This window comes from Streptomyces sp. NPDC033165 (assembly GCF_055577965.1).
Window position 1 is genome coordinate 149,226 of the sequence record NZ_JBVIPK010000004.1, and the last position, 15,245, is coordinate 164,470.

General features: G+C 71.5%; 12 protein-coding genes. 8 read left to right on the forward strand and 4 right to left on the reverse strand.

Annotated elements, in window-relative coordinates:
* Positions 1-191: 191 nt before the first annotated feature.
* The 3 genes from rocD to ACZ5WC_RS11915 form a co-directional block, all read right to left on the reverse strand.
* Positions 192-1,481: an ornithine--oxo-acid transaminase gene (gene rocD / locus ACZ5WC_RS11905; protein WP_468540970.1), complete on the reverse strand. Its 1,290-nt coding sequence runs from the start codon at positions 1,479-1,481 to the stop codon at positions 192-194.
* Positions 1,478-2,350 carry a dimethylarginine dimethylaminohydrolase family protein gene (locus ACZ5WC_RS11910; protein WP_468540971.1) on the reverse strand — a complete coding sequence of 291 codons (873 nt, stop codon included), beginning with the start codon at positions 2,348-2,350 and terminating at the stop codon, positions 1,478-1,480. The genes rocD and ACZ5WC_RS11910 overlap by 4 nt, the downstream gene beginning before the upstream one ends.
* A gap of 193 nt (positions 2,351-2,543) precedes the next feature.
* Entirely contained in the window at positions 2,544-3,074 is a 531-nt protein-coding gene (locus ACZ5WC_RS11915) for an Lrp/AsnC family transcriptional regulator (protein ID WP_096630308.1), read from the reverse strand.
* A gap of 202 nt (positions 3,075-3,276) precedes the next feature.
* Between ACZ5WC_RS11915 and ACZ5WC_RS11920 the strand changes: the two genes are divergently transcribed.
* The 8 genes from ACZ5WC_RS11920 to ACZ5WC_RS11955 all read left to right on the forward strand — a co-directional run bounded on the left by ACZ5WC_RS11920 (position 3,277) and on the right by ACZ5WC_RS11955 (position 12,997).
* Positions 3,277-3,933, forward strand: a complete 657-nt coding sequence (locus tag ACZ5WC_RS11920) for a Crp/Fnr family transcriptional regulator (protein ID WP_468540663.1) — start codon at positions 3,277-3,279, stop codon at positions 3,931-3,933.
* Positions 3,934-4,090: 157 nt separating this feature from the next.
* The gene (locus ACZ5WC_RS11925) at positions 4,091-5,044 is read left to right on the forward strand and encodes a hypothetical protein (RefSeq protein WP_468540664.1); all 954 of its coding nucleotides are present in this window, start codon (positions 4,091-4,093) and stop codon (positions 5,042-5,044) included.
* Positions 5,041-7,161 (forward strand): hypothetical protein, encoded by a 2,121-nt coding sequence (locus tag ACZ5WC_RS11930; RefSeq protein ID WP_468540665.1) that lies wholly within the window; start codon positions 5,041-5,043, stop codon positions 7,159-7,161. The genes ACZ5WC_RS11925 and ACZ5WC_RS11930 overlap by 4 nt, the downstream gene beginning before the upstream one ends.
* Complete coding sequence (locus tag ACZ5WC_RS11935; protein WP_468540666.1) at positions 7,158-8,042, forward strand: hypothetical protein; 885 nt, start codon at positions 7,158-7,160, stop codon at positions 8,040-8,042. The genes ACZ5WC_RS11930 and ACZ5WC_RS11935 overlap by 4 nt, the downstream gene beginning before the upstream one ends.
* 537 nt (positions 8,043-8,579) lie before the next feature.
* Entirely contained in the window at positions 8,580-10,637 is a 2,058-nt protein-coding gene (locus tag ACZ5WC_RS11940) for a hypothetical protein (protein WP_468540667.1), read from the forward strand.
* 155 nt (positions 10,638-10,792) lie between these two features.
* Positions 10,793-11,521: a hypothetical protein gene (locus ACZ5WC_RS11945; protein ID WP_468540668.1), complete on the forward strand. Its 729-nt coding sequence runs from the start codon at positions 10,793-10,795 to the stop codon at positions 11,519-11,521.
* Positions 11,518-11,790, forward strand: a complete 273-nt coding sequence (locus ACZ5WC_RS11950; RefSeq protein WP_468540669.1) for a helix-turn-helix transcriptional regulator — start codon at positions 11,518-11,520, stop codon at positions 11,788-11,790. Before ACZ5WC_RS11945 ends, ACZ5WC_RS11950 begins: the two co-directional genes overlap by 4 nt.
* Before the next feature lie 97 nt (positions 11,791-11,887).
* A complete protein-coding gene (locus tag ACZ5WC_RS11955) occupies positions 11,888-12,997 on the forward strand; it encodes a hypothetical protein (protein ID WP_468540670.1) in 1,110 nt (369 codons plus the stop codon).
* 118 nt (positions 12,998-13,115) lie between these two features.
* On the opposite strand, the gene ACZ5WC_RS11960 is transcribed toward ACZ5WC_RS11955, so the two are convergent.
* Positions 13,116-15,161, reverse strand: coding sequence for a DUF8189 domain-containing protein (locus ACZ5WC_RS11960; RefSeq protein ID WP_468540671.1), 2,046 nt, complete (start codon positions 15,159-15,161; stop codon positions 13,116-13,118).
* Positions 15,162-15,245 lie beyond the last annotated feature (84 nt).

Genomic DNA, 15,245 nt, shown 5'->3' on the forward strand with positions numbered 1-15,245 from the left:
AAACCGGGGGGAGAAGGAGGGGATGGCAGAAAAAAGTGCCCGGGTTGGGGGGGGGTTGTCTTTTTTTGTTGTGGGGGGGGGTTTTGGGGGGGGGGGGGGGGGCCTCCCCCCCCCACACCCCCCCCCCCCCCCCCCGACCGCCGGGACGCGCGGCTACCACAGCACCCACTGCCGACCACCGTGGCTCGCGGCTACGACAGCACCTTCGTCAGGGCCGCGAGCGCGGACCCGAGTTCCTCCTCGGTGATGGTCAGCGGCGGTGCCAGCCGTACGGTCGAGCCGTGGGTGTCCTTGACCAGCACGCCTTCGGCGAGGAGCCGCTCGCTGATCTCCCTGCCCGTGCCGATCGCGGGGTCGATGTCCACGCCTGCCCACAGCCCGCGGGCCCGGTAGCCCGTGACACCCGAGCCGACGAGGGCGGCCAGGCCGCGGTCCAGTACCTCGCCCAGCTCGGCCGCGCGCCGCTGGAACTCACCGGTGGCCAGCAGGTCGAGGACCGCCGAACCGATCGCCGCCGACAGCGGGTTGCCACCGAACGTCGAGCCGTGCTCGCCCGGCCCGAGCACGGAGAGCACGTCGCGGCGGGCGACCACGGCGGAGACCGGGACGATACCGCCGCCCAGGGCCTTGCCCAGGAGCAGCATGTCCGGCACCACGCCTTCGTGGTCGACGGCCAGCGTGCGGCCCGTGCGCCCCAGGCCCGACTGGATCTCGTCGGCGATGAAGAGGCACCCCGCGCGCCGGGTCAGTTCACGGACCCCGGTGAGATAGCCGTCGTCGGGGATGACGACCCCGGCCTCACCCTGGACGGGCTCGATCAGCACGGCCGCCGTCGTCTCGTCCACGGCGGATTCCAGCGCGGCGAGGTCGTTGTACGGGACGACCCGGAAGCCCGGAGTGAAGGGCCCGAAGCCTGCCCGGGCCGTTTCGTCCGTGGAGAAGCTCACGATCGTCGTGGTGCGGCCGTGGAAGTTGCCGTCGGCGACGACGATCGTCGCCCGGTCCGGCGAGACGCCCTTGACCTCGTACGCCCACTTGCGGGCGACTTTCACCGCACTCTCCACGGCCTCGGCGCCCGTGTTCATCGGCAGCACCATCTCAAGGCCGGTCAACGCCGCCAGGCGCTCGGCGAAACCCGCCAGCCGGTCGTGGTGGAAGGCGCGTGAGGTGAGGGTGAGTTCGTCGAGCTGGCGGTGCGCGGCCCCGATGAGTGCGGGATGGCGGTGGCCGAAGTTGAGAGCGGAGTAGCCCGCCAGCATGTCGAGGTAGCGGCGGCCCTCGACGTCCTCGACCCAGGTGCCTTCCGCGCGGGCGACGACCACGGGCAGCGGGTGGTAGTTGTGCGCGAGCACCGGAGCCTCGGCCCGGATCAGCTGCTCCGAGGAACGCGTCTCGGACGCGGAGGCAGGGGCGGAGGCGGCGGAGGAGGAGGTAGTGGCGGAGGTAGTGGCGACGGTGTCGGTGCGTGTGTCGGTCATCAGCGGATCTCCAGAGTGCAGCACTTGATGCCCCCGCCGGCCTTGCGGAACTCCGAGAGGTCGACGGGAACGGGGACGTAGCCTCGGCGGCTGAGCTCATCGATCAGGCCGTGGGCCCGCGGCGCGACGAAGACGTGACGGCCGTCGGAGACGGAGTTGAGGCCGAACGCCAGCGCGTCCTCCTCGGTGGCGATCACCGCGTCCGGGTAGAGCCGCCGCAGGGCCTCGCGGCTGCCCGGCGAGAACGCCGCCGGGTAGTAGGCGACGTTTCCCTCGTCGCCTTCCTTGCCAGTCCTCTGGCCGGTTCTCTCGCCCGTCCCTTTGCCAGTCCCCTCGCCCGTGCTTTCGCCCGCCCCTTCGTCCGCGCCCGGCTGCCCGCCGAGGAAGAACAGCGCGGTGTCCAGGTGGTAGAAGCGCGGATCCACCAGGTCGAGGCCGATCACGGGCCTGCCGAAGAACTCCTGCGCCTCGCGGTGCGCGGCGCTGTGCGTACGGAAGCCCGTTCCCGCCAGCACGTACCGCCCGGCCGGGACGAGGTCGCCCTCGCCCTCGCAGACCGACCGGGAGGGGTGCACGTCGTACCCGGCTTCCTTGAACCATCTCGCGTACGCCGCCGACTCCGGCTGCCGCTCCGCCGCGTGGAAGGACGAACCGAAGACCTTTCCGTCCATGACGAGAGCCGCGTTCGCCGCGAACACCATGTCGGGCAGACCGGCGACCGGAGCGATCGTCTCGACCGCGTGGCCACGGCTCCGGTACGCCTCGACCAGAGTCCGCCACTGGTCACGGGCGAGAGGAAGATCGACCGGTGTGCCGGTGTCCATCCACGGGTTGATGGCGTAGCGCACCTCGAAATAGCGGGGCTCGCACATCAGATAGCGCCTGAGGCTCGGACGATCGCCCAGCGGGCCACGTTCCACGGGCACAGAGTTTTCTCCTACGGGCACAGAGCTCCTCCGCTTCTCCGGTGACGATGGGGATGCCTTCACCGTAGAAAGCGGCTGATACGCCCGACAAGAAAGAAGAGCTGCGTGCATACGCAGGAATGCTGCGCAGATGCGCGACTCAGGGCAGGTTCGCTGCGTCACTGCCGCCGCTCGCGCCCGCCCCGGTGTCCGGCGCGGGCTCGCTGGCTCCGGCCTCCGGGCTGTCCGGCAGCAGGTGGGACAGCACCATGTAGCTGATCGTCTTGCGGATGAAGGGCTCGCTGCGGATCCGCTCCAGCACCTCCTCGAAGTGCTCCACATCGGTGGCCCGGATGTGGAGCAGGGCGTCGGCGGCCCCGGTCACCGTCATGGCCGCCGCGATCTCCGGGTACTTGCGCGCCACCTCCGCCAGGCGCCTGGGCGGCGCCGCGCCGTCGCAGTACACCTCGATGTACGCCTCGGTGCGCCAGCCGAGTGCGGCCGGGCGGACGGTGGCCCGGAACCCCGTGATCACTCCTGTGGCGCGCAGCCGGTCGACCCTGCGCTTGACGGCGGTGGCCGACAGTCCGATGGCCGTGCCGATCTCGGCGAAGCTCGCCCGGGCGTTCGCGATCAGGGTGGCGACGATCTTCCGGTCGAGCTCGTCGAACGGCGTGGGTTTGGTGGTCATGCGGGCGATCATCCCCTCGTGCCGCCCCGGGATGGGGGCTGTCTGCCTCCCCATCCTGCCGGTTCGTGCCCGGTGTTTGCGGTGTGCCCGACGGCGGTGGGCCCCTGTTGTGATGGAAAGGTTCCGGCCTCATCGAGCGACTCCCGGTGCGGAGTGCGCAATTCCCGAGGTGGCCGGAGCCTCGCTGCTCTAGCGTGATCGCATGAGCGAAGATTCTTCCTTCTTAGTGTCGTCTCTCCGGGATCTGGTGTCGGACGAGGCGTGGGCGGGGCTGACCGATTACCCGGTGCGGCATCGTGCGGCAGGCGAGACCCTGCTGTGGCAGGGTACCGAGGGAACACAAGGTCTGGCCCTGGTGAGCGGGTTGGTCAAGGTGGTGCGCACCGACCGTGACGGGCGCAAGCGGCTGCTCGCCTTTCGTGGTCCGGGCGAGATCCTGGGGGAGATGGCGCTCCAGCGTGGTGATGTCAGGCTGGCTGACGTGCGGACGATGAGCATATGCAAAGTCACCGTGATTCCCGCTGGCGACTTCCGGCGCCTCGTGCGCGAACACCGGCTCGCGGAGCCCCTCGCGGAGCTGGCGACACGACGACTGAAGGAGCAGACCGAGGTCCACGACGGGGACGTACGCGAACGCCTGGTGATGGCGCTGCTCCGCCTGGTCGAGGTCTCCGGCGGGGCGCGCTCCTTCTCCCTGACCAGGGACGAGCTGGCCCAGCACATCGGAGTGGGGCGCAAGTCGGTGAGCAAGGCGCTGGTGCAGCTCGGGCCGGGGCTGGTGCAGGCCGGCAAGAGCCGGATCTGCGTGGTCGACGTGGAAGGTCTGCGGAAGGCGCTCGACGGTCCCGCCGCCGCATGACCGGGGAGTGACGCGCGTCATGTCCCGTCGGTGCCCGCGGAGCGGAACGACCGCGCGGCCGCTGTGAAGCTCGAAAGGCCGGACCACTTCGTGGACGGCGTCGCAGCCCGGCTCGAAACCGCCGGGCTGCCCTTCACAGAGAGTACGGAGGAGCCGCATGAGCGAGCACATGAGCCAACTCCCGCAGGCGATCACGGGGTCGTACACCCGCAGCCGGCCGTTACCGCCCTACCGGGGCATCCTGGCCGTCGATGCCAAGGACTTCACCGGGCGCCCGGCCATCGAGCACGAGGCCATCAGCCGTGTCGTCCCCGAACTCCTCAGGACCGCGCTGGTCAGGGCGGAACTCCTGGAGCTCTGGGAGAGCCGTGTCTTCCCCGCTACGACCGGCGACGGGTATGTCTTCGGGTTCGATCCCGCGCTCATGCCCTTCGTGGTCCACCCCCTGCTGCTCACGCTCCAGGAAGTGCTGACCGACTACAACGTCCTGTCCCACGGGGCGGCGCCGATCAGGCTCCGGGCCAGCCTGCACATCGGCCCCCTGCCCGACACCGGCGACGAGTTCGGCGGCAACGGGACGGCCCGCAACGACACGCACCGCCTGCTCGACTCCCGCCCGGTCAAGGCGGTGCTGGCCTCCCACAAGGCCAACATCACGCATGTCGCGGCCATCCTCTCCGCCCGCTGCTACGAGGACGCGGTGGCCGGCGGGTACACCGGACGCCATCTCGACCACTTCGTCGAGGTCGCCGCGACGGTCGACGGCAAACCGTTCTCCCAGAAGGCATGGATCTACGTTCCCCAGCCCTCGGGGCCGCTCTACGAAGAGCCCGCGCCCGAGGAGGCCGCACAGGAGCCGGTGGCGGAAACGCCCACTCCGCTCGGGGGCGGCGATACGCGGAGCCCCGGCGTGAGGAACAGCGCGCCGCGGGGCAACATCAACACCGGCACCGTTCACGGCGGACAGAGCGTGGACAACTCCCGGACCACCGGGGACCACATCGCCGGGGACCACATCGCCGGGGACTACGTGGGCGGCAACAAGGCCGAGCGCGTCCGCGGCTTCCAGGGGGACAAGGTGCGCGGAGACAAGCGGCAGGGGCGGAAGTGACTCCGGACGCGGGCGCGCCGCCGGAGTGGGATTTCGCCGCCTTGATCGACGCCATCGGCGGGGCCGCAGGTACCGCAGGAGCGGCGGGGCCGTTCGTGTACGCGCCGCACGGAAACATCAACGCAGGCTCCGTCCACGGCGATCAACAGGTGCACAACGCCTCTGCCGGCGAAGGCCGGGGGAGGCGGGCGGCCACGGTGCGCGAGGGGCCCATCCCGAAGGCCGAAGTGCGGGCCGCCGCGTTCGGGTTCACGGAGCCGGACTGGTTCGGTGCCGCCCTCGGCAAGCTCCGCCGGGGGCCGCTCTTCCTCGTCGGCCGCCCCTGCTCCGGGCGGCGTACGGCGGCGCTCAACCTTCTGCGGCAGGCCTGCGGCGAGGACGCTCCGCTGCGGGCCTTGGACGGGGTCACCGAGCTGGACCGCTGGGAGCCCACCGACAGCTCCGCGCGTGGATACCTGATGGACGGGCTGTTCCCGAACCGGCCTCTGGGGTCGGGCGTCCTCGGCCATGTGCGCTCGCTGCTGGAGCAGGCCGGGGCGCTCATGGTGATCGTGCTGCCCGATGACGCGGCCCTGCTGCGCAGCCTCGAACACGACCTCCACATCAGCCCCACCTTGTGCGAACCGCCGCCTCCCGCACGGGTGTTCGGCAGCCAATTCGAGGCGGCGGTACCGGAACAGCACGAACGTGAACGACTGCTCGCGGCTCTGGACCACCGCCATGAGCTGGGGGACCTGCTGGTACCCGAGCTGGTGCCGGCGGAGGTGGTGGAACTGGTGTCGGCCATCGTGGCCGCCGACGGTGATCCGGACGCCCTCGGCGACGTACGGGCCCGGCTGAGCTACCGGGCGGAGCGGGAAGTCCCGCAGCTCATCGCGGAGTTGTGCGGCGATCCGGACGCCCTCGCCTTTCTGCTGGCCGCCTGTGTCTTCGAGGGCCTGGACCACCGGATCGTCAGGGAGGAGGCCGACCGGTTGCTGGAGCTGTCGCAGGGGCGTCTGACGGCCATGCTTCCGGCGGCGGATGCCCAGGGGGCCGAGAAGGCCGAGCGTCCGAACCCGGGCTTCGTCTTCCGGCGCTCCCTGACGGAACTGCTGCGCGCCGTCCGTGCCACCCGGCAGACGCGTGAGATCCGGACGGAGGGCGCCTACGCGCACAGCGTGGAAGCGGTGACGTTCGTCCGGCACCGACAGGCCGAAACGGTGCTCCGGCACGTATGGCGTGAGTACGGGCAGCTCTCCGACCTGCTGGTCGCATGGCTGGGGGAGGTGCACCGCTCCGGTGAACTGACCCGCCCGGTGGGCGAGGTGATGGGCCGGGCCGCGAGTTGGGGAGGCGGTCGCCGGGCGCTGCGGCACATCGGAGCTCTGGCCGGGGCCGACCGCACGACCGGCCGCCTCATCGCGGCCCACGCGCTGGGTATCGCGGCCGAGGACCCCGTACTGGCCGCGGAGGTGCGCTACCGCCTCCAGCGGTGGAGCGTGGCGGCCGACTTCCGGCTGCGGACCACGGTGGCGTACACGTGCGGCGCGGAGTTCGGCCTGTCCCGCCCGGCCGTAGCGCTGAAACTCCTGCGCACCCTGGTTCTCGGTGGCCCGGTTCGCGACGGGGCGGGCCAGGAGGCGGGCGACCGGGTCCTGATGGCGGTGCGGGCGGCGACCCTGCAACTGTTCCGCGCCGGAAACGAGGAAAGGGTATTCGGCCACCTTCTCGACTGGCTGGATGCGGAGCAGTCCGACACGGAACAACTGCTGGTGACCTTCGGTCAGTTGTTGCAGTACCCCCGGTGGTTCCAGTGGCATCTCGCCGAGGGGAGCCATGGAGGGCGGGCGATCACCGACACGATTCATCTCGCACTGAACACGGAAGCCTCGTTCGACACCGTCTGTGCGGCGTTGCTGAACTGGTCCCAATGGGGCCAGTGGGACGGAAAGCTGGGCCGGGCGGTGGAGAACCTGTTCGCCTCCCTGTCCCGTTCCCTGCGACCCGGTGAGTTCCGCCTTTTCGTGGAAATGGAGGAGAAAGGAGTCGACGGCTGGGCAGGGCTGGACATCGCACGGGACGCGCTCGGCAGATGGCGTTACGGGGAACACGGAGAGCCTGGGGAGGCGGCATGAACGACCAGTCCACCGAGCGTCTCTACCATCGAGCGTCCAGGCCGCCCTGGCGGGAAATCCTCAGCCACCGGTGGTCCGCCGCACGGGACTCCTCCCTGGTGCTCCGGAATGCCGACGGAGACTATTTCCTGCTCGGCGCCCCCGGAGAAGCTGAGGACACCGGAGCCTATGTTCCGCTGCCCGACGAAGCCGGCGCGCCGGGGATCGGCGGCAGCTACACCGATGTCTTCCGGGTCGACGTCACCGAGCACGTCGACACCCAGGCCGTCGGCCTTCCCACGGTGTACGGCAGGGAGTCCGTGGAGCTGTGGGTGGCGTGGTGGGTCCGCGATCCCGTACGCGTCGTGCGGACGCAGACCCTGCACGGCTGGCACATGGTGCGCGCTCATCTCACCAGCGTCCTGCGCCACTTGACCGAGGCCCAGGAGTCAGCGGGCAGCGGACTCGGAGCCCCCGAGATCATGCAGCACCTCGGCGTGCCGCAGCACCTGGAGGAGACCGGCCTGAGCTATCGGGTCCTGGACGTACGGCTCCGGGAGACGGGCGAGGAACTGCGTCTCGGCGAGGACGAGGGCGACGGCGTGCGCTACTCGTGGACGACCAGCCGGCGCGGCGAGTACGAGTTCTGCCTCCAGGCCCTCCGTGCCGGACCGGCCTCGCTGGCAGCCCTCTGGTTGCTCAGGCACCCCGACCAGGTGCGCCAGGTGCTGGACTGGGCGGTCGACCACGAGCGGCTGCTCGTCCCGCCGCGCACCGACTGGCAGGAGGAACTGGCCGCAATGCTCGGCACGCTGACCGACCAGGAACGCAAGGAGATCTCCTACCTTCTGCGCGACCGCATATCCGCACTGGGGCGACCGGTTCCCGGAGCTCCTCTCTGAGGCGGGAAAGCGTATTCGATATTCGGATGTATGGGTGGGCGCGCTGTCTTAGGGCAGCGCGCCCACCCGTTTTGTGTCCCTCGGCCTATGCCCCTCGCCCTCAGGATCTCAGGATGTGACCACGGTCACCGCTCATGCGGGTTCCGGGAGCGGACCCGCGCGCAGACGTACGGGAATCTCAAGGAGTCCAAGGAGTCCAAGGGGGACGCCCGAATCGGTTACCGGGGCGTCCGTATCGAAAGGGCGACATGCGATCCGAAGAGACCTGTCGTAAGGGCGAGATCGAGAAAGCAGGCGAGGGAACGGGAAAGAGGAAGGGGAAGGGGAAGGGGAACGTCATCGAATTCCCCGGACCGAGAGAAACCGCCGAGCCGGCGTACCCGGCCCGTGAGGCGCCGGGTACGGCTCAGGAGCCGGAGATCCCCCCGGCCATGGTCCTGAAAGCCGAGCGCGGGATCATCAACACCGGCACCGTGCACGGCGGTCAGCACATCACCGCCGTCGAGCTCCGCAGCCACGTCGACCCCGGAGCCGACGGTGACCTCTGAGCTCTTCCGGGCGGACGGCCTCGGCGACCTCGGCGCCGTCGTCGCGGCCCTTCCCGCCCGGCCGGACACGCTGGTCTATGCGCCCCAGGGCGCGTTCAACACCGGCACGGTGCACGGTGACCAGCGGATGAGCATGTCCGCCCCGGCGGACAGCGGCTCTGCCGCGGGACCGATGAGGCAGGGTCCCGTGCGGGCGAAGCGCCTGGCGGCGGTGAGGCGTCGCTTCACGGCGCCGCCCGGCTTCGACGAAGCGCGCGCCGCACTCGACTCCGGCATCGTCGTGCTCATCGGCGAACCGGGCACCGGGCGGGAGACCCACGCCCTCAACCTGCTGGCCCACGGCAGGGAGGAGCCCGTGGTCGTCCAGGTGGACGGGGCCGTCAACCTCTCCCGGTGGACACCGCGGCCCCGGGGCGTGCACGGCTATCTGGTGATGGAGCCTCCGGACCCGTTCGAGCTCCGGGCCTGGGACCTGTCCCGGCTGGAGGCCCTTCTGGCGGAGGCGGAGGCGGGAGCGCGGATGGTCATCGTCGTCGCCGACGCCCCCGGACTGGCCGGAACCCTGGAGGACCGCATGGGCGTGCCGGTCCTGCGCCATCTCCCACCGGACCCGGGGAAGGTCTTCGCCGCCCATCTAGCGGACGGCTGCCCCACGCAGGAGGCGTCCGCCGTGTGGCTGCGTACGCTGGAACCCGGCCGGTTCGCCCAGCTGTTGCCCGACGGGCTGCCGCCCCGCCGTGCCGCGCAGACGGCGGAAGCCGTGATCCGGCTCGGCATCGTCGGCGGGTCCTCCGGCACTGAGGTGGTACGGGCTCTGGCCCGGGCCGAGGGCCGGGAGATCGTCGCCCGCGCCCAGGCCGAACCGCCTCTCCTCGCCCACCTGGTCTCCGTGAGCGTCTACGGAGGTCTCCACTGGGGTGTCGTGGCGGAACGGGCGGCGGAGCTGCTGAGCGTCACCGGGACCGCCGGGCGGCAGGATCCCGCCCAGTGGGGCTCCGGCCAGCCGCCTGCCGACGCCTCTCCTCAGCGCCCCTGGCCCGACATCCTCCGCGCCCTCGGAGCACACCGGGCCCCGGGCACCGGTCAGGCCGACACGGGCACGGACACCGTGTCCTTCTTCCGGCCCGCGGTGGCCGAGACGGTGTGGGAGGTCCTGTGCCGTGAACACGCGTACCTCCTGCCGAAGTTGCACACCTGGCTCGCGGCAACCGGACACGAGGCCGACCAGATCGAACGCGCCGGCCGGGCGGCCGCCTCGATGGCGGCGGCCACCCTCGGCCGCTCCCTCGAATACCTGCGTGACCTGGCTCTGGCACCGTACCCGGCGGCTCCGGAGGTGGCCGCCCGGTGCCTGGGTACGGCGGTCAGGGACCCTGCCGCGGCGCGTACGGCGAGCGATCTGCTCGAACAGTGGAGTACGGAGACCGAAGCGGCCCTGCGCAAGGTGGTCGCGCACGCCTGTCACGCGGACCGGGGCGGTCTCACCACCGGGCACGCGCTGGACCTGCTCCACCGGCTCATGGACACGCCGACCGGCGGACACGACGACGACACGGCCGTCTTCACCTTCGTCGAGACGGCTCTGGTGCAGCTCTTCGCGACGGGCGAATCGCGGGCCAGGGCCACTGTCCTCGACCGGATGCGGGAGTGGAAGGAGTGCGGCGGCGTCCCCGGTCTGCTGGCAGCCCTGGCCTTTCCCGGCATGGCGAGCGCGGACATCACCTGGTGGAGCGAGCGGATCTCCGGCGACACCGAGGTGGCGTCGGGCGCCGTCGAGCTGACCGGGCACGCTCTCAACGAATCGATCACCTACGGAGCGATGCGTGACGCCCTGCTCGTCTGGTGCTGCGGCGTGGACGGGCCGGAGAACCAGGGCCGCCGGGCTCCGGAGGAGCTTTTCGACGGTCTGGTGGCCGCCCGGCAGCCCGGATTCCTGCGCTGGCTCCTCTCCGTCGAGAGAGGGCCGGACACGCTGCCCGGCAAGAGTCTGGCGGCCCGGGCGCTGACCGAGTGGCGCAGCAAGTCCCCTGCCCCGAAGGCGGATTAACCGCGCGACATAGCCCAGCAGTTCGACCGCGCGGATCAACCACGCAGTTCGACGACGTAGTTCCACCACACAGATTCACCACGCGGATCAACCACGCAGCTCCATCACGCAGCTCCATCACGCAGTTCGACCACGCGGACTCTCCCGGAGGAACCATGCCCCTTCCCCCTCACCCCGGACTCTTCTCCACTGTCGAGCGCCACTGCGCCGACAGCGACCCGACACCCCGGCTCCGGCTCTTCGACGGATCGGAACCAGCGGGCGTCCCCCTCACCCTGGGGCGGGCCCGGCGCAAGGTCTACGACCGCTCCGTGTGCCCGCAGGGGCGCGCCGCCCTGTGGCACCAGATCGCGGAGCGCAGGCAGGGGCCGCCCGTCGGGTCCGACTGGCCGACGGCCGTCGTGTGGCTGGGACTTCCCGGACTCCGCCGCACCGCTTTCCGGCTCAGCCACGGCTTCCGCGTCGAACGGAGTGAGGTCGAGGCCGAACTCGTCACCTGCTACCTCGAAGCGCTGGCGGAGCTCGGACCGGACACCCCCGACCCCGGCGGCCACGTGCTGCGCTCGGCCTGCTCGGGAGCGTGGGCCCTGTGGCGCAGGGCCCGTCCCGAATGGGCGGTGGACGACGTGGAGACCACCGGGGGCGCTCCCCTCGACCCGGCGGGGGAGGGCTTCTGGGAGGCGGACTACGACCCGCCCGCTCGCCGGTCCGGACTCTCGGCGAACGTACGGATCACCGTCCCCGCGCACCGCGTGGAAGGGGTACGGCTCGGTGCGCTGGCCCGGGCCTGGGGAGCGGCGGACACGGCGTCCGGCGTTCGGTACTCCGGCCGGGGCCGACAGGTCGCCAGGATGTCCCTCCGGCGCGGCGGGAGGAAGGGATGAGCACCCACGCCGAGTCGCCTCTCAGCTTCCGCGAGATCTTCGACCTCCCGGTCAGTGTCGACCTGCGTACGGCTGCCAGGGCCTTCGGCATGTGCCAGGGCACCGCCTACCGGCTGATCGCGCACGGCGACTTCCCGTGCCCCACGGTCCGGGTCGGCCGGCGCCACCGGGTGCTGACGGTGGACCTGTTGCGGGCGCTCGGCATCGAGGAGCGTCCGGTCTTCGCCGACGAGGTCGCCGACGGGGTCGCGCTGACGCTCTTCGACTGACCCTCTTCGACCGACTCACCATGTCTGCCCCCCCCTGTGACCGACCCCCTGTGACCGACCCCATGCAACTGACCTGTTTCAACTGAAGGAGCCTGCCATGCCCACGTGTCTCGCCATCGGCCGGACGCCCGCCGCTGACCCCCCGGGCCTGTCCCCGGACCTGCCCCCAGGCCTGCCCCCGGGCCTCTCCCCCGACGGCCAGCGCCATCGGTCCACCACCTTCTACGAGGAGGTCGTTCGTCCCGCATGCGAACAGCTCGGTCTCACCTTCGTACGGGCGGACCGGCTCACGGAGGCCGGTTTACCCGGCGAACAGCTTCAGCGGATGGTGGCCGAGGCCGACGTCGTCGTCGCCGACCTCGGCGCACCCGACGCGGAGCTGGCCTTCGGCCTCGGTGTGCGGCACGCGCTCGGTCGTTGCACCGTCCGTGTCACCGAGACAGCTGATGTGCCCTCAGGGCCCGCGGGGGTGACGCCGCACATCGCGTTTCCCGCGCAGTCGGCCGACGCCGCCGGGGCCCGGCGGCAACTCATCGGCGTACTGACCGCGACGGTGAGCGGGCTGACCGCCGCGGTGGGCGGGCAGACGGTCCCGGCGCAGCCCGCGGCCCCGGCGGAGCCCTGTGTGCAGACCGCGGCCGAGCCCGATGAGGAATCGCCGGGCCTCTTCGACCTGGTCGTCGAGGCGGAGGCGCAGATGGAGGCCATCACGGGCGACATGGAGGATGTGGAGTCCGCGCTGGCGGATCTCGCGGCGATGATGGAGCTGATCACGGAGGACATGGCCCGGGTCAGCCACCCCGGAGCCACGACGGGCGCGAAGCTGACGGTGATCCACCGCCTTGCCCAGGCCATCGACGGACCGGCCGACGACCTGGAGGCGGCCGCCGAGCGCTTCGCGGGGCGCATGGAGGCGAGCATGGCCGCGCTGAGGGCGTTCCTGGAATGGGCAGGGGCCACGCCGCGCGGTGAATGGCCCGAGGGTGCCGAGGAGTTGCTGACGGACGTGGCCGGTGCACCGTGGGACATGCGGTCCGCCGCGGTCGCCTTCCAGGAGGTGCTGTCGATGATCGACCTGTTCGCGGCCTCCAGCCGCCGGCTGCGCGGACCGGCTCGCCGCGTCGGCACCTCCCTGCGGACCATCTTCGGGAGCGTGGCCGTTCTGGAGGAGTTGCAGGCGGCAGCCGCGAAGCTCAAGGGGGCCTGACTGTAAAACCTGTATAGCCCGTATAGCCCGTATAGCCCGTAGGACCCGTAGGACCCGTAGGACCTGTGTGGCCTGTCGGACCGGTAGGGCCTCTCGGCCACAGGAGGGGCCCGCGTCCCTAGAGCGCCTGGCTGCCCGACACGAGAGGCGCGACGTTGCGGTCACCGAAGGCCGCCCACGGCTGCCAGCCGCCGCTCGGCCGGGTCTGGACGCGGGTCCGGATCCGGCCCGCGGTGGTGACGGCGAAGACGTGCAGGCGGCCGGTGGCGTCGGCGGCTGCCGTGGGCGTGGCGACGAGACGGATGCCGGGCTCCCCGAACTCCCCGCCGGGGTGTACGTCCCCGCCGGGCGAGGTCTGCCAGCGGTGGTTGAGGCGGGCTCCGCCGGGGGTGAGGGAGAGTGCCTCCAGGCGGCCGTCGGCGTTCACGGCGAGGGCCGGGGCGGCGGCGCTCCAGGCGAACAGCGGTTGCCACGCGTCCCAGCCGCCGCTCGGTACGGACTGGCGTCGGGCGAAGGTTCCCAGGCCCGACGGGCCGATCGCGGTGACGGTGAGGCGGCCGCTGCCGTCGCCGGCCACCCGGGGCGCGGCACCGGCCGCCGTGCCGAACGGGTGCCATGCCGCGGTCCAGGGGCCTCCCGGTGTCTCCTGCCAGCGGTGGTCGATGCCCGAGCCGCCGGGGGAGAGGGCGAACACCTCCAACCGGCCGTCGGCGTTCGACGCGACCACCGGGGGCGCGCCCGCCGCCCCGCCGAAGCCGGGCTGCCACGGGTCCCAGGCGAGGGACCCGGCCGACCGTTGCCGCCGCCGTGCGAGGGAGGCGCCGCCGGGGCTCAGGGCGAAGACCTCCAGCCTGCCGCGGGCGTCGCGCGCGACGGCGGGGGCGGCACCGGCCGGGCCACCGAACTCCTCCCAGTCGTACCAGCCGCCGTCCGGCCGCTGCACCCGGTGGTGCAGGTTGGCGCCGCCCGGGGCGAGCGAGAACACCTCCAGGCGGCCGTCGGAGGTGCGTCCGAGGGTGGGCACCGCGCCTGCCGGACCGCCGAAGGGCTCCCACGGCGACCAGATGTCCGCGTGCGGGTCGAGCTGGACGCGCCGCAGCATCGCGCGGTCGGCGGCGTCGAGGGCGAACACCGTAAGGCGGCCGTTCACATCGAGGCCCGCCACCGGGTTGTCGGGGCTCTGCCACGGCGGCGGGGTGTCCCGCCAGGACAGGGGTGCCACGTACAGCCCGTTGCGGAACCAGCCCGCGGCGCTCGCGTACCAGTCCTCGCCGTCGCGGACCACCTCCACGGCGTGACCCGCCACATGCCCCGTACGGCCCGTCAGCTCGAAACGGAACGCATCCCGTGACGCGAGGACATCGGTGCCCTCGTAGCCGCCCCGGGGACCGATGAACAGGTAGTACCAGCCGTCCCGCTCGACGACGTACGGCGACTCGGTGACCGACACGGTCGTGTCCGTGCTGGCGTCGGTGAACGCGACGCCCGGCTCGCCCCAGTGCAGCAGATCGGCGGAGCGACGGTGGGCCACGACGTGGTGCCCGTCGCCTGTCGTGGAGGCTGCGGAGAGCTCCGTGTAGTACATGACCCACTCGCCACCGACCCGCAGCACCATCGGGTCCCGTGCGGCACGCCCCCGGAACAGCGGGCCGGACGGTTCGCGGGTCCAGCTGAACAGGTCGGTCGACGTGGCGAGGTTGATCGCCGCGCCGTTCGTGCCGCCCGCCGCGTAGAACATCCAGAATCTGCCGTCCGCCTCGATGACGTGCGGCGCCCAGAGGTGTTCCTCACCGAAGTAGGACGGGTCGACGGTGAGCGCGTCGGGGTGGCTGGTCCAGGGGCCGTACGGGCTCGGCGCGGAGGCGTGGGCGAAGGACGTCTCCGCCGCGCTGTCGGGGGATTCGCCGCGCGGCGCGCTGTTGCCGACGATGCTGAACAGGTGCCAGCGGCCGTGGGCCCTGATCAGTGTGTGGTCGTTGAGATAGCGCGGACCTGCGGAGGTGGACGGGTCGTAGACGTACGTGAACGGGCCCGCGCCCACCTTGTACGGGTGCGGGGCGCTCCCGGGCGCGGCTGCGGCGAGGTCCGGGCCGGCGCCCAGGAGCGGGAGGGCGCCGGCGCCCGCCGCACCGAGCAACAGGCTCCGTCTGCTGATCGGAGGCATGGGTTCCTTCGCAGGCATGAGGCCTTCACGGGAATGAGTTCGCAGGTAAGAGGGCCTTCACGGGCATGAGGCCCTTCGCAGCTG